Consider the following 15,649-nt stretch of genomic DNA (forward strand, 5'->3'; position numbering starts at 1 on the left):
GCATCTCTTGTTATGAACACAGCGGACCTTGGGCTGCCGGTGGATGTTCCCTCGACGGCGCTCTTCACGGACCAGTACGAGCTGACGATGCTGCAGGCCGCGCTGAAGGCGGGTACCGCCGAACGGCGCAGCGTCTTCGAGGTCTTCACCCGGCGGCTGCCGGAGGGGCGGCGCTACGGCGTCGTCGCGGGCACCGGCCGGGTGCTGGACGCGGTGGAGAACTTCCGCTTCGACGCCGATGTCCTCGGCTTCCTGCGCGAGCGCTCCATCGTCGACGAGGAGACCCTCGACTGGCTCGCCACCTACCGCTTCGGCGGCGACATCTGGGGCTACCCGGAGGGCGAGGTGTACTTCCCGGGCTCGCCGATCCTGCGGGTGGAGGGCTCCTTCGCCGAGTGCGTGCTGCTGGAGACCGTGATCCTGTCGATCCTCAACCACGACTCCGCGATAGCCGCGGCCGCCTCCCGGATGTCCTCGGCCGCGGGCGACCGGCCGCTGATCGAGATGGGCGCCCGCCGCACCCACGAGCTCTCCGCCGTGGCCGCCGCCCGCGCCGCCTACGTGGGCGGTTTCACCACCACCTCCGACCTCGCGGCCGGTTTCCGCTACGGGATCCCCACGGTGGGCACCTCCGCCCACGCCTTCACCCTGCTGCACGACCACGAGCGGGACGCCTTCCGGGCCCAGGTGGAGTCGCTGGGCCGGGGCACCACGCTGCTCGTCGACACCTACGACGTGACGGAGGCCGTCCGCCTGGCCGTCGAGGTCGCCGGGCCCGAGCTGGGGGCCGTGCGCATCGACTCCGGCGACCTGCTCCTGGTCGCGCACCGGGTGCGGCAGCAGCTGGACGAGCTGGGCGCCGAGCGGACGCGGATCATCGTCACCTCCGACCTCGACGAGTACGCCATCGCCTCGCTGGCCGTGGCCCCGGTGGACGCGTACGGCGTCGGCACCCAGCTGGTGACCGGCTCCGGGCACCCGACCGCCTCGATGGTCTACAAGCTGGTCGCGCGCGCCGAGTCCGACGATCCGAAGGCGCCGCTGATCCCGGTCGCGAAGAAGTCGTCCGGGGGCAAGACCTCGGTCGGCGGCCGCAAGTGGGCGGCCCGGCGGCTGGACGCGGAGGGGTTCGCGGAGGCCGAGGTGGTGGGCACCGGGCCGGTTCCGGCGGGGCTCACGGACCGGCAGCTGCTGGTGGAGCTGGTCAAGGGCGGCGAGGTCGTGGCCCGCGAGCCGCTGGACGTCGTACGGGACCGGCATGCCGCCGCCCGGGCCAATCTGCCGCTGTCGGCGACGCAGCTCTCGCGCGGGGAGCCGGTCATTCCGACGGAGTATGTCCACGGGCGCACGGGTAGCTAGGCCTTGTCCGGCGGGTGTCGTCCCGAACGCGCCCGCCCACGCCCCCTCCCGCACGGTCCCCGAAGTCTCTAGGCTCGTAAGTTCACTCTTAGTCGAAGGACACCCACCATGCGCCGCGCCTTGATCGTCGTCGACGTGCAGAACGACTTCTGCGAGGGAGGCAGTCTCGCGGTGGCCGGCGGGGCCGATGTGGCCGCCGCCGTCACCGAGCTGATCGGGCAGGCGGCGGGCTCCGGCTACCAGCACGTGGTGGCCACCCGCGACCACCACATCGCACCGGGCGGCCACTTCGCCGACAACCCCGACTTCGTGCACTCCTGGCCCGCGCACTGCGTCGCCGGGACCGAGGGGGTGGGGTTCCACCCGAACTTCGCGCCGGCCGTCGCCTCCGGGGCGATCGACGCGGTCTTCGACAAGGGGGCGTACGCGGCGGCGTACAGCGGGTTCGAGGGGGCCGACGAGAACGGCGTGACGCTGGCCGACTGGCTGCGGGCCCGCGAGGTCTCGGAGGTGGACGTGGTGGGGATCGCCACGGACCACTGCGTACGGGCCACGGCGCTGGACGCGGCCCGGGAGGGCTTCCGTACGCAGGTCCTCCTCGATCTCACGGCCGGGGTCGCCGAGGCGACGACCGAGCGGGCGATCGAGGAGCTGCGCGCGGCGGGCGTGGAGCTGTCCGGCAAGCCGGTCGTCTAGGAACAGGCCCGGGCCCGGCCTCAGGCCGGTGCTGTCGGCCTCCTGAGCAGTGACCTGATCGGATGCCACAGCTCCTGGGCGAGCTCGGGACCGCCCACGACAGCGTTGTCAGGGGCGGTACGCCATATCAGCCCGTCCGGATGGTGCAGTACGGCGGTGATCTCGTCCGGGGTCGGGGGCGCGCCGTTGCCGCGCAGGTACACCGCGCGCAGCCCCAGGTTGCGCAGCCTGGTCAGGGCGCGCGCCCGGTTGTGGGCGTGGACGAGTACCCGCACACTGCCGTAGCCGTCGGCGGGCGGGCGGGGCAGGTTCAGCGCCACCACCACCCTGCCGTTCGGCAGCTTGCAGAAACCTCCTGCGGCCATGCGGGTCACACCCCCGTGTGCGTCGGTGTCAATAAGGAAGCCACAGGACGCACCTAAACACGATCGGCGGCAACCCGCCAGGGGTTGCCGCCGATACGCTCGTGACCTGCGCTTTTACTTCTTCTTGGCCGAAGGTCCGACCTGGAGCGTGATCGTCGAGCCGTTCTTGGGCTCCTTGACGATCTTGATCCGGGTGTCGGTGTCAGTGATGTTGACGCCCGCGAACGGGTTCGACGGGTCGTAGTAGCTCGACGTGCCGTCGTCGAAGACCGGGACGCCGGGCTTGGACTTGATCTTCGTCGCGACGTCGGCGTTGTGGAGCGTGACCGAGTCCGTCGGGTACCAGCTGAAGGTGGAGTCGTAGGCCTGGATGCGGTTGCGCATCAGCGTGCCGTCGGACCACTTGAGGGCGGTCGGGTGGGAGTCGACCGGGAGGATCAGACCCGTACCCGGGTGCTGGCTGGTGTTGTCGTCCGCCTGGGAGGTGTCCCACTTCCAGATCAACAGGCCGTTCTGGTAGGCGTAGTGCTCCACCCAGCCCGGACGGGTCGTCGAGAAGCCGTAGTTGTACGGACCGACCTTCAACACCTTGTCGTACGACACGTATTGGCGGTTCTCGGCGAGGTAGTACTGCGCGTAGTCGTCCGTGATCGAGGCGCCGATGCGCGAGAAGCCGTTCGCGGTCCAGGCGGCGTCCGCCGTCTCGGCGTTGTCGGAGAACAGGGTCGCGCCGTCGGCGGTCACCGTGATCTCGTCGGCCGTGAAGCCCTTCAGGGCGGCCCCGCCGTCGGTCTGGTAGCGGAAGCGCAGCTGGATCTTCTGGCCCGCGTAGGCGTTCAGCGGGAAGGTCAGCTTCTGGTGGGCGGCGACCGAGCCGGTGAGGGCCGGCTTGCCGCTGCCGTCGCGCGGGATGGCGGTGCCGTCGGCCAGGGTGCCGTCGATGGGCGTCCAGTTGGAGCCGTCGGTGGAGACCTCGGTGTAGAGGTAGTCGTAGTCCTGCTCGATGTCCCACCAGCCGTCGAGGGTCAGCGCCGCCGAGGACTTGCCGGTCAGGTCGAGCGGGCGGCTCAGGGTGTTGCGCAGGTCGTTGCCGCTGCCGCTCCACCACTGGGTGGCGCCCTGTGCCGGGGTGACCACGGGGGTGCTGACCGTCTTCTTGGGCAGCTGGACCACGAGCGCCTGCGGGTTCTTGGTGTTGTACTCCGCGACGCCCAGCTTGTGGCTGGACCGCTTGCCCGCGTTGGCCACGTCGTAGTCGAGCCAGCCCAGTTGGAGCTTGTCCCAGGCGTTCATGTCGCCGGGCAGGTCGCCGATGGAGTCCTTGCCGGTGCCGAGCCAGGAGCCGGAGGACATCAGCGTCCAGAAGCCGGTGGAGTTCTCGCCGGCGCCGGAGGTGTCGTACTCGTCGGGCAGGCCCAGGTCGTGGCCGTACTCGTGGGCGAAGACGCCGAGTCCGCCGTTCTCCGGCTGGATGGTGTAGTCGCCGACCCAGATGCCGGTGTCGCCGATCTGGGTGCCGCCGAGCTTGTTGGTGTCCGGGCCGGTGGAGCCGGCGTCGGTGCCGAAGGCGTACCAGCGGTGGGCCCAGATGGCGTCCTCGCCCTGGGCGCCGCCGCCCGCGGACTCGTCCTCGCCGGCGTGCACGATCTGGAAGTGGTCGATGTAGCCGTCGGGCTCGTTGAAGTTGCCGTCGCCGTCGAAGTCGTAGCGGTCCCACTGGTCGAACTCGGCCAGTTCCGCGGCGATCTCGGCGGCGGTGTCGCCCGCGGCCTCGCGCTGGGCGACCCAGGCGTTGACGCCGTCCTGCACGGCGTACCAGGCGCCGGTGGACGCCTTGTTGGAGCCGTAACGGGCCTCGTTGTAGGGGACCTTGACCCAGTCGGTCACTTCACCCTCGACCGAGTAGCGGCCCGAGGACTGCTTCTCGTAGTACTTCTTCAGCGACTCGGTCTTCTTGCCGGTGCCGAAGTACAGGTCCTGGAAGTGCGCCTGGTTGTAGTCCGCCTGCCAGGCCGTGCTGTTGTTCTGCTTGCGGTCCGGCTTGGCTATCCGGTTGTGCAGCGGGCCGGCCGTGCCGCCGTAGCGGGGGTCGACCTGGTCGCCGAACTCCACCAGGATCGTGAAGATCCTGTCGGTCTTCTCCCGGCCGAGTTCGACGTACTTGCTGTCGCCCTTGCGGCTCTTGAGCTCGACCACCTGGGAGCCGTTGCGGTTCTTGACCGCGGCGTCCCCGGATATGACCTGGTCGAGCGCTTCCTTCCGCTGCGCCTCCTGGGTCTTGGTCAGCGGGCCGTCGAAGTCGTGCTCCCTGGCCTTCGCCGGCTGCGGGTCGCGCCGGTCGGCCGCGGAAGTCTTCGTGGAGCTGTCCGCGGCCTGCGCCACGGCGAACGTGGAGAACGTGGCCGAGGCCGCGGCTATCGCCACGACTGTCGCTGCCGTCCTGAACGTCCAGGATCTGTCCGTCACTTGTACCTCTCCCCTATCAGGCAAGTGACCCGTATTTGACTAAAGGTTGGGGAGAAAAGACAGATCTTGACTTGGACCCGACAAGTGCATTATTGGGAGCCGGTGTTCGTATTGCGGACACACGACTGCAACACGACAGGCGCGCACGGCCGTCCACTTGATGGACGTCATGACTCCGTGCGCCCCCTGTGCTCCGGCACTGTTGGTTAGGTCACGCTTACTGTTCGTTCCGCTCGGGCAAACAGGCGATTAGAGTCGATTGGCGGAACGCCCGGATGTCGGCGGAATGCCAGGCCGACACACCCCGTGGACCCCCGATTCCGAGGACACGATTGCCATGCCTCGTCCGACTGCCGCACAGATCGCCTACGGTTCGATCACCGTCATCTTCTCGACGCTCGCCATGCTGCTGCTGTCGCAGACGAGTTCGGCCGTGGGGACCGCGGTCGTCGCGGTCTCGGCGCTCGCCCTCGGCCTGCTGGTCGCCATGACGGTGCCCCAGCCGAAGCCCCGCGTGGTCGCGATGAACAGGCCCGCCGAACACCCGGCGGCACAGGAACAGGTCCCGGCGGCGGCCACGAGCTCCAAGACAGCCGCCTGAACACTGCGTTCGCCGAGCAGGGGTTCCGCGCCGCCTCCCGGGTTCGTCGGGGCGGGCCGTCCCGGATCGCGTCCGCCGCGCCGGGTGCTTCTTCTCGACCCCGGGTTCGTCGTGAGTGGCTGAGGCACTGATCCCGTCCGCCGCGCTGAGTGCTTTTTCTCGACCCCGGGGTCCGTCGGGGCGAGCCGGGTGCTTTGTCGGGGCAGCCCGGGCCCGTATCGCGTCCGCCGCGCCGGGTGTCTCTCCTCGACCCCGGGTCCGTCGGTGCGAGCGGGGTGCTTTGTCGGGGCGGCCCGGGGCCCGGATCGCGTCCGCCGCGCCGGGTGCTTCTTCTCGTCCCCGGGTTCGTCGTGAGCGGCTGAGGCACCGATCCCGTGTGCCGCGCCGGGTGCTTCTTCTCGACCCCGGGCTCGGGTGCTCCGCCAGGGCGGCCCGGGGCCCGGATCGCGTCCGCCGCGCCGGGTGTCTCTCCTCGTCCCCGGGTTCGTCGTGAGCGGCTGAGGCACCGATCCCGTCCGCCGCGCCGAGTACTTCTCCTCGACCCCGGGTTCGTCGGGGCGGCCTGAGTGCCAATGGCGTTCGCCGGCCAAAGGCCGCGTCGGCGCCGAGAGCCAGCCCGTCGAGTCCGGCGGAAGAGCCGGTACCCGCCACGGCCACCCGCTCCAAGACCGCCGCCCCCGAACAGGGCGCTTGGGATCGCCGCCAGAATCACCGGGGCGGGTCGGGGCACTGAGCGCGTCTGCCGCGCCGGATGCTCCTCCTCGACCCCGGGTTGGCCAGATCGGCTCGAGCGCCAATGACGTTCGCCGGCCGAAGCCCGCGTCATCGCGGAGAGCAAGCCCGTCGACCACCCCGGGCCGTGGCCAGGGGCTCCAAGACAGCCGCCCGAACACCGCGTTCACCGAGCAGGGCGCTCCCGCCCGGAACGGCTCGGCGCTGCGAACGTGCCCGCCGTGAGGGCACGCCGCACACCCGCGCTCGCAGCCCGGTCCCGCCGACCTGCACGCTTCCCAGGAGGAAACGGCCCCCGCCCGGTTCAACCCGTGTTGACCACCACCGTCTTCGCCGCCTTGTCATGCAGGCCCTGCTTGTACGGCTTGTCGAAGTAGCTCCAGCCGCCCGAGATGGCGGTCCAGATGCAGGCGCAGCAGAACGCGAACGGGATCCACAGCACCGCCGAGCGGATCAGCGTGGTCTGTACGGTGGGCGTGGAGCCGTTGTCGAGGTTCGCCACCCGCATCCCGAGCCACTTCTTGCCGAGCGTCTGCCCGGACCGGGTGATCAGGATCGTGTCGTAGGCGATGTACAGCACCGCGGCGAGCGCCGACTGGGCGAGCGACTTGCCGTACTGCATGTCGTCGCCGTCCACGTCGAACTCGCTCACCCCGAAGCCCCAGGTGATGAGCCAGACGACGATGCCCACCATGATCATGTCGATGATCCGGGCGAGCGTGCGCCGGCCGCTGGGGGCCAGTGGGGGCATGCCGGCGAGCGGGTCGGCGGGACCACCGCCGTACGGGTCACCGCCGCCGTAGGAACTTCCGCCGTACGGCGGCGGTGTGCTGTACGGCGATCCCGAGCCCTCGGCGGGCGGGGGCTGCTTCCTCAACGGGTCGTCATCCGGCGGCTGCTGGCCGGAGCCGGGGGGCGGTTCACTGCTCATGGCCCGAGTCGACCGCGAACCCCCCGACTCCGCATCCGGCGCGCGGCCGTACGGAGTACCGAATCCCGTACGACGTCCGCTGGACCCGCTCAGCCCGCCACGAACGTATGCGCCGCCTTGTCGTGCCAGCACTGGCGCCACGGCCGGTCGAACAGGCACCAGGCGACGCCCACGAGACCGATGCCGAGCAGACCCGGCACGCTGTAAACCAGCCAGCGGCGCAGGGCACCGGCGAAGGACGGGGGCTCGTGGCCCTCGATGTCCCGCACCTCCAGGCCGAACAGCTTCTTACCGAGCGTGCGGCCCCACTTGGCGGTGGGCAGCGCCTCGTACAGGACCCCCGCGACGAGGAGCACGGCGACCACGATGCCGAGATACACCGACGTGGTGCTGTCCAGCAGCCAGACCGTCACGGTCTCGCCGGAGAGCTTGGCCGCGTCGATCTTCTCGTTGATGTGGTCGGCCGCCTTGGTGCCGAGGGGGACGGCGGCCACGGCCGTGACCGCGCCGACGACGAGGGTGTCGAGCAGACGCGCCGCCAGGCGCTTGCCGAGGCCCGCGGGTCTGGCCGAGGCCTGGCGGCGGGCGGCCGCCTGGAAGATGTCCTCGACCGGCGGCTTCCAGGGGACGGGCTGCTCCTCGTCGGGCCCGGCGAGCCGGTGCACCTGCTGGGCCCAGGAGGGCTGACCGCCACCGGGGCCGGGGCTGATGGGAGTGGCTGCGGGCTGAACTGCGGCGGGCTGAGCTCCGACGGCCTGCTGGGAGCCGCCGCCCTGCTGCGGGACGCCCTGCGGCGACGGTCCCGGGGCCGGGGCCGGGGCGGAGGCGGGGCCCTGGGGCCCCACGTTTCCGGCCGCCGCGGCGCGCTCGGCGGCGGCCTTGCCGGCACCGAAGCCCGGGGCCTCGGCAGCGGCGGAGACACCGGCCGCGGAGGGCTGGACGCCGGCGCCCTGGCCGCCCTGTGCGACGGGGCCGGCGTACGCGGGTCCGGGTGTGCTTCCGCTCTGCGCCCCGGGCCCCCCGCCCTGCTGCGCCGTGCGCGGGGAGACCGCGCGGAACTTCATGGTGCCGTCGTCGTCGGACTGCTGGGCGCCCCCGGCGCCCCCCGCCGCCCCCGCTCCCCCGGACCCGGCCGTGGGCCTGCGGAAGACCCGTGTGCCGCCGTCCTCGTCCGGCTCGACGGGCGGGATCGTGGCCGTGCCGTCGGTACGGGCCGCGTGGCCCTCCGGCTGGGCGGGGGCGGAACCGTGGGCCGGCCGCCCGGGACCGGGCACCCTCGGGTCGGCGCCCCGCGGAGTCTGCGGCGCGCCGTGCTGAGCGCCCTGCGGCCCCTGCTGGGCCCCTTGGTGCGGAATCCCCTGGGCCTGCGCGGCCGCCTGCGGGGATCCCCACGACACCCGGCGGTCCTGCTCGCCGCCGAAGCCCGCCTGGTGGGCCCGGTCGGCGGCCCACGCGGACGCGGGTTCGGGGCGGCTGCCGTGCTGGGTGTCGGGGTGCGGGGGTTCCTCGGCCGGGTCCTCGTCGAAGAAGTGCGGGCCCGTCTCCTCCACCGGGGACGGGCCCGGCTCGGAGCCGGCGCCGGTCGGCGGTGCGAGCGGTTCACCGGCCGCCGGGGCGGGACGGCTGGTGCCCGGCACCCAGGAGGCACCGTTCCAGTAACGGACATATCCAGGAATGGACGGGTCCGGGTAGTAGCCCTCGCGGGGCCTGTCGTCACCGGGTGCCGGGGTTGGGGCGCTCATGTCCGTCGTCCCGTATCTGCTCGGGGGTCAATAGAGGGGGCTCCACATCTATCAGACCGGCGCAAGACCCACCGCCAGTCCCACCGGACCCACCCCTTTTGGGCACGACTGACACCGGCCGTGACAGCGGGCGTGGTACCGGACGTGGCACCGGCGGAAAAAGTTCGCCGAACCCGCGTAATGATCCCTCCCCCCACCCCTCTCCACTCGTACGGGCCCACCGCGGACCCGACGAGAGCCAAGAGCCGAGAGCCGGGAGAGGAACGAACGACATGCATCACACGGTGGTGGAGCGCGAACTGGACCTCCGACTCATCCTGTCGCCCGAGCGCAGCATTCCCGTCCCGGCCCGGCTGGGCTACCGCAGCGACGACCCCTTCGCCGTCCACGTCACCTTCCACATCGGCTCGGACCACCCCGTCCACTGGACCTTCGCCCGCGAACTCCTCGTGGAGGGGGTGTTCCGCCCGTGCGGGCACGGGGACGTGCGGGTGTGGCCGACGAAGGTCGCGGGGCGCAGTGTCGTGCTGATGGCGCTGAGCTCCCCCGCCGGCGACGCCCTCCTGGAGGCCCCGGCCGCGCAGGTCGCGGCCTGGCTGGAGCGCACGCTGAGGGCGGTCCCCCCGGGCTCCGAGGGGGAGCAGCTCGGCATCGACGACGGCCTCGCCGAGCTGCTGGCCCCCACCCCGGCCGACGACCTCTGGCTGGGCGACCCCTGGCCAGGCGACGCATCGGCGGACGAAGGGGAGTGAGCGACTGCAACCATCAATTGAGGAACCACAACGGCGACCAGCCAGGTCCGCGAGAGCGGCGGCGGTTCAGCCGCAAAGAACAGTCAGAACAGCTTGCCGGGGTTCAGGATCCCCAGCGGGTCGAAGACGCCCTTCACCGCGCGCTGCATCTCCACCCCCACGGGGCCGATCTCGCGCGCCAGCCACTCCTTCTTCAGTACGCCCACCCCGTGCTCCCCGGTGATCGTGCCGCCGAGCTCCAGGCCGAGGGCCATGATCTCGTCGAAGGACTCGCGGGCCCGCCGGGACTCGTCGGGGTCGGCCGCGTCGAAACAGACCGTGGGGTGGGTGTTGCCGTCGCCCGCGTGGGCGACGACACCGATGGTGAGCCGGTGCTTGTCGGCGATCCGCTCGGTCCCTTCGAGCAGCTCGCCGAGCCGGGAGCGGGGCACGCACACGTCGTCGATCATCGTGGTGCCCTTGACGGCCTCGAGGGCGGTGAGGGAGAGCCTGCGGGCCTGGAGCAGCAGTTCCGACTCGGCCGCGTCGTCGGCCGGGACGACCTGGGTGGCACCGGCCGCCTCGCACAGGGCGCCGACGGCGGCGAGGTCCGCGGCCGGGTCGCTGGTGTCGAAGGCCGCGAGGAGGAGGGCCTCGGTGGTCTCCGGGAGTCCCATGTGCGCCAGGTCGTTGACGGCCTTGACCGTCGTACGGTCCATCAGTTCGAGGAGGGACGGCACGTGCCCGCCCTCCATGATCCGGCACACCGCGTCGCAGGCGGCGGCCCCGGAGGAGAACTCGGCGGCCAGCACCAGTTGCTCGGGCGGCTTCGGCCGCAACCCCAGGACCGCCCGGACGACGATGCCGAGCGAGCCCTCGGAGCCCACGAACAGGCGAGTCAGGTCGTAGCCGGCGACCCCCTTGGCGGTACGGCGGCCGGTGGACATGAGCCGCCCGTCGGCGAGGACGACGTCCAGTCCGAGGACGTACTCCGCCGTGACCCCGTACTTCACACAGCACAGTCCGCCGGACGCGGTGCCGATGTTGCCGCCGATCGTGCACATCTCCCAACTGGAGGGGTCCGGCGGGTAGTAGAGGCCGAGTTCGTTGACCGCGCGGGAGAGGGTCGCGTTGATGACGCCGGGTTCGACGACGGCGATGCGGTCGACCGGGTTGATCTCCAGGATCCGGTCCATCTTCGTCAGGGAGAGCACGATGCAGCCGTCGGAGGCGTTGGCCGCGCCCGACAGGCCCGTGCGGGCGCCCTGGGGGACGACCGGGACGCGCAGTTCGGTGGCGATGCGCATGACGTGCTGGACCTGTTCGGCCGTACGCGGCAGGACGACCACGGCCGGGATGCCGGCCGGGCAGAAGCTCGCCATGTCGTTGGCGTAGGAGACCGTGACGTCCGGGTCGGTGAGAACGGCGTCGGCGGGCAGACCGGTGAGCAGGCGGTCCACCAGGTTGCCGGTGACCTCGTCGCGGGGGGCTTCGATACGGCTCATGATCACAGCGTCGCACCGGGGGCCATCGGTGTGAACCCCACCAGCGGCAACCGCCGCATGCCGGGGTGTGCTCGTCGTACTGGCGCACAGTGAGCGCCATGGAGAACCAAGCCACCAAGGACCGGCCGGAGGAGCGGCGGCGGGATCGCCCGGAGGAACGGCGGGCCCGGCTGCACGGGCGTCTGGTGATCGCCGCGGTCGCCGGCTGCGCGGTGCTCGGTACGGTGCTGGCGCTGCTGCCCGCGGAGCGGACGGCGACCCGCGCTCCCGCGCCCGCGCCCGGGGCCCAGGCGCTGACAGCGGTCGCCGCCGGGGTGCCGGCCGCGCTGCCCGATCTGGCGGCCCTGATCGGTGAGCGGGAGAGCCATCTGCGCCGGCATCCGGACGACGCCGAGTCGTGGGCGGTGCTCGGGACGGCGTACGCCGAGCAGGGGCGGCGGACGGCCGACACGACGTTCTACGCCAAGGCCGACGTCAGTCTGCGGACGTCCCTGAAGGTGCGGGCGAACGCGGCGGCCCTCGGTGGTCTGGCCACCCTCGCGAACGCGCGCCGCGACTTCCGGACCGCCCGGACCTGGGGCGAGGCGGCGCGGAAGCTGGAGCCGAAGCGGTGGACGACGTATCCGGCGCTGATCGACGCGTACACGGGACTCGGCGACTACAAGGCGGCCCGTGCGGCGCTGGAGCGGCTGACGGAGCTGCGGTCGGGGCCGGCGGTGATGGCCCGGGCGGCGGCCGTGTACCGGGACCGGGGCTGGCGCGAGGACGCGGCGGTCCAGCTCTCCGACGCGGCGGCCGGGGCGCGGGCGCCGGCCGAGCGGGCCGCGTATCTGGAGCGGGCCGGGCAGCTCGCCTGGGAGCGCGGTGACCGCGAGGACGCGTTGCGGCACTTCCAGGAGGCCGTCCGGATCGACCCCGACCAGCGGGCCGCGCAGGCCGGGCAGGGGCGGGTCCTCGCGGCGCTGGGCCGCACGACGGAGGCCCTGAACGCCTACCGGATGGCCCTCGCGAAGCAGCCGCTTCCGCAGTACGCCCTGGAACTGGGCGAGTTGTACGAGTGGCTGGGGCTGGGGCAGGCGGCCCGGGTGCAGTACGACCTGCTGCGGGCGGTGGTGGAACGCGCCGCGGCGGACGGGGCCGACGAGGAGCTGGTGCTCGGGCAGTTCGAGGCGGACCACGGTGACCCGGCGTCCGCGGTACGGCGCCTGCGGGCCGAGTGGCTACGGCAGCCGGGGATCGCGGTGGCGGACGCGCTGGGGTGGGCGCTGCACCGGGCGGGCCAGGACAAGGAGGCCCTGCGGTACGCCCGGATCGCGACGGACAAGGTGCACGGGGGCGGGGTGCGCAGCGCGCTGTACGCCTATCACCTGGGCATGATCGAGCGGGAGGCGGGGCAGTACGCCCCGGCGCGCCGGCATCTGAGGGAGGCGCTCCAGATCAACCCCTGGTTCTCGCCCTCGCGGGTGCGGGCGGCGCGGGAGGCGTTGGCGGCGCTGGGGGAGGTGCCGGACGAGGGCGTGCCGGCGGTGGACACGGAGGCGATGGACGCGAAGGCGGTCACACCGCGGCCGTACCGATGAGGGCGTTCCTCGTCACCAGCGCCGCCAGCTCCTGCTCGCCGAGCCCTTCCGTACCCTCGGGCCTGCGGGGCAGGACCAGATAGCGGGTCTCCGCGCTGGAGTCCCACACCGTGATCCGAGTCGAGTCGGGCAGGGTCAGGCCGAACTCCCGCAGTACCTCCCGCGGTTCGCGGACCACGCGGGAGCGGTAGGCCTCGGACTTGTACCAGCTGGGAGACGGGCCCAGGAGCCGGAGCGGGTAGCAGGAGCAGAGGGTGCAGACGACCACGTTGTGGAGCGACTCGGTGTTCTCCACGACCCGCAGGCGCTGGAACGAGCCCTCCATGTAGCCGAGTTCCCGCACGGCGGCCGTGCCGTCCGCGAGCAGCCGGGCCCGGTAGGCGTCGTCGGTCCAGGCGCGGGCCACGACCCGGGCCCCGTTCGCCGGCGAGGACGCGGCGAGGAACGCGTCGATCGCCTCGTCAAGCCGCTCGCCGGTGATCAGCCCCTTCTCCTCCAGGAGGGTCTCCAGGCGCCGTACCCGCCGGGCGATCGTCGCGTCGGTGTGGTGGTCACCGCTCGTCATCGCGGTCCTCCTCCAGGTAGCTCTCCCACAGGTCCAGTACGACGTGGTGGTCGCCCTCGCCCCAGAGGTCGCGAGCCTCGAAGCGGACCGCGTAGATCTGCTCGACGGGCGCGTCCCCCCGGCCCCGCGCGCTGACGTCGGCCAGTTCCTCCGGGCCCTCCGGCTCGACGACCACGCCCCGCTTGCCGCGCGCGTACCGGGGCAGGCGGGTGTGGTGCGGCGGGTCGTGGCGGTAGGTGCGGACCCGGGTGCCGGGCGGGAAGCGGTCGGGGGGCGCCTCAGTCATCGAGCTCACCCGGCTCGATCACGCCCTTGCGTTCGAGCAGGACGCGGATCGCGGTGAACCAGCGCTCGTAGTACGACGCCGCCAGGTACTGGGCCGGCGGCATCGACTCGATCGCGTCCCGGAACTCGTTCGTGTTGAACACCCCTTGCGCGCGCAGGGTGTTGTAGAGCCCGACGACCCGGGCCTCCCAGTCGGCGTGGAAGGGCTCGGCGTCGTCGGCGGTGTCGATCGCGCCGAACCCCTGCGTGCCGCCCACGTCGTTGATCCTGGCCATGGGCCCAGCCTACGAGCGTTACGCGGAAAGGGGGCTTGCTAGAGGTTGCCCCGCTTCTCCTGCTCCCGCTCGATGGCCTCGAACAGGGCCTTGAAGTTGCCCTTGCCGAAGCCCATGGAGCCGTGCCGCTCGATGATCTCGAAGAACACGGTCGGCTTGTCCTGGACCGGCTTGGTGAAGATCTGCAGCAGATAGCCGTCCTCGTCGCGGTCCGCGAGGATCTTCAGCTCGCGGAGCGTGTCGACCGGCACCCGGGTGTCGCCCACCCACTCGCCGAGGGTGTCGTAGTAGGAGTCGGGGGTGTCGAGGAACTGGACTCCGGCCGCCCGCATGGTCCGTACGGTCTGCACGATGTCGTTGGTGTTCAGCGCGATGTGCTGGACGCCGGCGCCGCCGTAGAACTCCAGGTACTCGTCGATCTGGGACTTCTTCTTGGCGATGGCGGGCTCGTTGATCGGGAACTTCACCTTGAGCGTGCCGTCGGCCACCACCTTCGACATCAGCGCGCTGTACTCGGTGGCGATGTCGTCGCCCACGAACTCCTTCATGTTCGTGAAGCCCATGACCTTGTTGTAGAAGCCGACCCACTCGTTCATCCGGCCGAGCTCGACGTTGCCGACGCAGTGGTCGACGGCCTGGAAGGTGCGGTGGGCGGGCGGCTCGACGATCGGGGCGGCCGCGGCGAAGCCGGGCAGGTACGGGCCGTCGTAGCCGGTGCGCTCGACCAGGGTGTGGCGGGTCTCGCCGTAGGTGGCGATCGCGGCGAGGACGACCGTGCCGTGCTCGTCCTTCAGCTCGTACGGCTCGGCCACCGAGCGGGCGCCGTGTTCGAGTGCGTAGTCGTAGGCGCGGCGGGCGTCCGGGACCTCGATGGCGAGGTCGATCACGCCGTCGCCGTGCTCAGCCACGTGCTGGGCGAGGAAGTGACCCCAGGGCGTGGCGGCCTTGATGACCGAGGTGAACACGAACCGGGCGGAGCCGTTCTCCAGCACATAGCTCGCGGTCTCGCGGCTGCCGTTCTCCGGTCCGGAGTAGGCCACGAGCCGCATGCCGAAGGCGGTCGAGTAGTAGTGCGCCGCCTGCTTGGCGTTGCCGACGGCGAAGACGACCGCGTCCATTCCCTTGACCGGGAAGGGATCGGCCTGCCGGGCGGTGTCGGGAGTGTGGTGTGTGGTCTGCGTCATGTGCGAAGCCTGGCTCCGCACTGCAAGGTGCGCAATAGTTCGCGCATTCACTGGACAATATGCTCAGCGATACGGCCGGGTCGGCGACCCTTCTGTACATGATGACCATCTCTCCGGGAGGCTGCTGTGGGGATCGACGCACTGGACGGGCGGATCATCGTGCTCCTCGCGCGCGAGCCGCGGATCGGGGTGCTGGAGATGTCCCGGCGGCTGGGGGTGGCCCGGGGGACCGTGCAGGCGCGCCTGGACCGGCTTCAGTCGAACGGAGTCATCCGGGGGTTCGGTCCGCAGGTCGATCCGGCGGCGCTCGGCTACCCGGTGACCGCGTTCGCCACGCTCCAGATCCGGCAGGGGCAAGGGGCCGACGTACGGGCGCACTTGGCGACCGTGCCGGAGGTACTGGAGCTGCACACCACCACCGGCAGCGGGGACATGCTGTGCCGCCTCGTGGCCCGCTCCAACGCCGATCTCCAACGTGTGATCGACCGGGTTGTCGGTTTCGATGGGATCGTCCGGGCCGCCACCGCGATCGTCATGGAGAATCCCGTTCCGCTGCGGATCATCCCGCTGGTGGAGCAGGCGGCGGAGGATCCGGCCCTTCGGGAGTGACCTAGCCACTGGGGTGAGCGGGT

General features: G+C 71.5%; 15 protein-coding genes. 6 read left to right on the forward strand and 9 right to left on the reverse strand.

The features are described from left to right. Positions 1-12: 12 nt before the first annotated feature. Both ACGFWE_RS15190 and ACGFWE_RS15195 read left to right on the forward strand, forming a co-directional pair. The gene (locus tag ACGFWE_RS15190; RefSeq protein WP_393600137.1) at positions 13-1,359 is read left to right on the forward strand and encodes a nicotinate phosphoribosyltransferase; all 1,347 of its coding nucleotides are present in this window, start codon (positions 13-15) and stop codon (positions 1,357-1,359) included. A gap of 108 nt (positions 1,360-1,467) precedes the next feature. After that, entirely contained in the window at positions 1,468-2,055 is a 588-nt protein-coding gene (locus tag ACGFWE_RS15195) for an isochorismatase family protein (RefSeq protein ID WP_352391173.1), read from the forward strand. Between the two features lie 20 nt (positions 2,056-2,075). Here the strand turns inward: ACGFWE_RS15195 and ACGFWE_RS15200 are convergent, their stop codons facing one another. Then, positions 2,076-2,420, reverse strand: a complete 345-nt coding sequence (locus ACGFWE_RS15200; RefSeq protein WP_352391172.1) for a hypothetical protein — start codon at positions 2,418-2,420, stop codon at positions 2,076-2,078. 114 nt (positions 2,421-2,534) lie between these two features. After that, entirely contained in the window at positions 2,535-4,886 is a 2,352-nt protein-coding gene (locus ACGFWE_RS15205) for an immune inhibitor A domain-containing protein (RefSeq protein ID WP_393600138.1), read from the reverse strand. Between the two features lie 337 nt (positions 4,887-5,223). Between ACGFWE_RS15205 and ACGFWE_RS15210 the strand changes: the two genes are divergently transcribed. Next, a complete protein-coding gene (locus tag ACGFWE_RS15210) occupies positions 5,224-5,487 on the forward strand; it encodes a hypothetical protein (RefSeq protein ID WP_393600139.1) in 264 nt (87 codons plus the stop codon). 1,036 nt (positions 5,488-6,523) lie between these two features. On the opposite strand, the gene ACGFWE_RS15215 is transcribed toward ACGFWE_RS15210, so the two are convergent. Both ACGFWE_RS15215 and ACGFWE_RS15220 read right to left on the reverse strand, forming a co-directional pair. Beyond that, complete coding sequence (locus ACGFWE_RS15215; protein ID WP_352391169.1) at positions 6,524-7,150, reverse strand: RDD family protein; 627 nt, start codon at positions 7,148-7,150, stop codon at positions 6,524-6,526. A gap of 89 nt (positions 7,151-7,239) precedes the next feature. Further along, positions 7,240-8,892: an RDD family protein gene (locus tag ACGFWE_RS15220; RefSeq protein ID WP_393600140.1), complete on the reverse strand. Its 1,653-nt coding sequence runs from the start codon at positions 8,890-8,892 to the stop codon at positions 7,240-7,242. A 272-nt stretch (positions 8,893-9,164) separates the two neighbouring features. Between ACGFWE_RS15220 and ACGFWE_RS15225 the strand changes: the two genes are divergently transcribed. Then, entirely contained in the window at positions 9,165-9,644 is a 480-nt protein-coding gene (locus ACGFWE_RS15225) for an SsgA family sporulation/cell division regulator (protein ID WP_393600141.1), read from the forward strand. Positions 9,645-9,727: 83 nt separating this feature from the next. On the opposite strand, the gene ACGFWE_RS15230 is transcribed toward ACGFWE_RS15225, so the two are convergent. Further along, positions 9,728-11,134, reverse strand: coding sequence for an FAD-linked oxidase C-terminal domain-containing protein (locus ACGFWE_RS15230; protein ID WP_352391166.1), 1,407 nt, complete (start codon positions 11,132-11,134; stop codon positions 9,728-9,730). 92 nt (positions 11,135-11,226) lie between these two features. Here ACGFWE_RS15230 and ACGFWE_RS15235 point away from each other — a divergent pair, with 92 nt between their 5' ends. Then, positions 11,227-12,708 (forward strand): tetratricopeptide repeat protein, encoded by a 1,482-nt coding sequence (locus ACGFWE_RS15235; RefSeq protein ID WP_393600142.1) that lies wholly within the window; start codon positions 11,227-11,229, stop codon positions 12,706-12,708. Here ACGFWE_RS15235 and nthA read toward each other — a convergent pair. From nthA to hppD, 4 genes are read right to left on the reverse strand one after another with little or no spacing between them, the layout of a single operon-like run. Continuing rightward, complete coding sequence (nthA, locus tag ACGFWE_RS15240; protein WP_352391164.1) at positions 12,686-13,273, reverse strand: nitrile hydratase subunit alpha; 588 nt, start codon at positions 13,271-13,273, stop codon at positions 12,686-12,688. The two genes, ACGFWE_RS15235 and nthA, sit on opposite strands and share 23 nt — an antisense overlap. Next, positions 13,260-13,559 carry an SH3-like domain-containing protein gene (locus ACGFWE_RS15245; RefSeq protein WP_393600143.1) on the reverse strand — a complete coding sequence of 100 codons (300 nt, stop codon included), beginning with the start codon at positions 13,557-13,559 and terminating at the stop codon, positions 13,260-13,262. The genes nthA and ACGFWE_RS15245 overlap by 14 nt, the downstream gene beginning before the upstream one ends. After that, positions 13,552-13,833, reverse strand: coding sequence for a hypothetical protein (locus ACGFWE_RS15250; protein ID WP_352391162.1), 282 nt, complete (start codon positions 13,831-13,833; stop codon positions 13,552-13,554). Before ACGFWE_RS15250 ends, ACGFWE_RS15245 begins: the two co-directional genes overlap by 8 nt. A gap of 38 nt (positions 13,834-13,871) precedes the next feature. Beyond that, complete coding sequence (gene hppD, locus ACGFWE_RS15255; protein ID WP_393600144.1) at positions 13,872-15,017, reverse strand: 4-hydroxyphenylpyruvate dioxygenase; 1,146 nt, start codon at positions 15,015-15,017, stop codon at positions 13,872-13,874. Positions 15,018-15,143: 126 nt separating this feature from the next. On the opposite strand from hppD, the gene ACGFWE_RS15260 reads away from it, so the two are divergent. Continuing rightward, complete coding sequence (locus ACGFWE_RS15260; protein WP_031041595.1) at positions 15,144-15,626, forward strand: Lrp/AsnC family transcriptional regulator; 483 nt, start codon at positions 15,144-15,146, stop codon at positions 15,624-15,626. The last annotated feature ends 23 nt before the right edge of the window (positions 15,627-15,649 follow it).

The sequence above is a fragment of the Streptomyces sp. NPDC048523 genome, assembly GCF_043199815.1.
Lineage (GTDB): Bacteria > Actinomycetota > Actinomycetes > Streptomycetales > Streptomycetaceae > Streptomyces.

Coding starts and splice junctions, on each gene's coding strand:
- ACGFWE_RS15215 (WP_352391169.1), bottom strand. CDS start 7,150: ATGAGCAGTGAACCGCCCCCCGGCTCCGGCCAGCAGCCGCCGGATGAC.
- ACGFWE_RS15220 (WP_393600140.1), bottom strand. CDS start 8,892: ATGAGCGCCCCAACCCCGGCACCCGGTGACGACAGGCCCCGCGAGGGC.
- ACGFWE_RS15210 (WP_393600139.1), top strand. CDS start 5,224: ATGCCTCGTCCGACTGCCGCACAGATCGCCTACGGTTCGATCACCGTC.
- ACGFWE_RS15225 (WP_393600141.1), top strand. CDS start 9,165: ATGCATCACACGGTGGTGGAGCGCGAACTGGACCTCCGACTCATCCTG.
- nthA (WP_352391164.1), bottom strand. CDS start 13,273: ATGACGAGCGGTGACCACCACACCGACGCGACGATCGCCCGGCGGGTA.
- ACGFWE_RS15250 (WP_352391162.1), bottom strand. CDS start 13,833: ATGGCCAGGATCAACGACGTGGGCGGCACGCAGGGGTTCGGCGCGATC.
- ACGFWE_RS15235 (WP_393600142.1), top strand. CDS start 11,227: ATGGAGAACCAAGCCACCAAGGACCGGCCGGAGGAGCGGCGGCGGGAT.
- ACGFWE_RS15245 (WP_393600143.1), bottom strand. CDS start 13,559: ATGACTGAGGCGCCCCCCGACCGCTTCCCGCCCGGCACCCGGGTCCGC.
- ACGFWE_RS15195 (WP_352391173.1), top strand. CDS start 1,468: ATGCGCCGCGCCTTGATCGTCGTCGACGTGCAGAACGACTTCTGCGAG.
- hppD (WP_393600144.1), bottom strand. CDS start 15,017: ATGACGCAGACCACACACCACACTCCCGACACCGCCCGGCAGGCCGAT.
- ACGFWE_RS15190 (WP_393600137.1), top strand. CDS start 13: ATGAACACAGCGGACCTTGGGCTGCCGGTGGATGTTCCCTCGACGGCG.
- ACGFWE_RS15200 (WP_352391172.1), bottom strand. CDS start 2,420: ATGGCCGCAGGAGGTTTCTGCAAGCTGCCGAACGGCAGGGTGGTGGTG.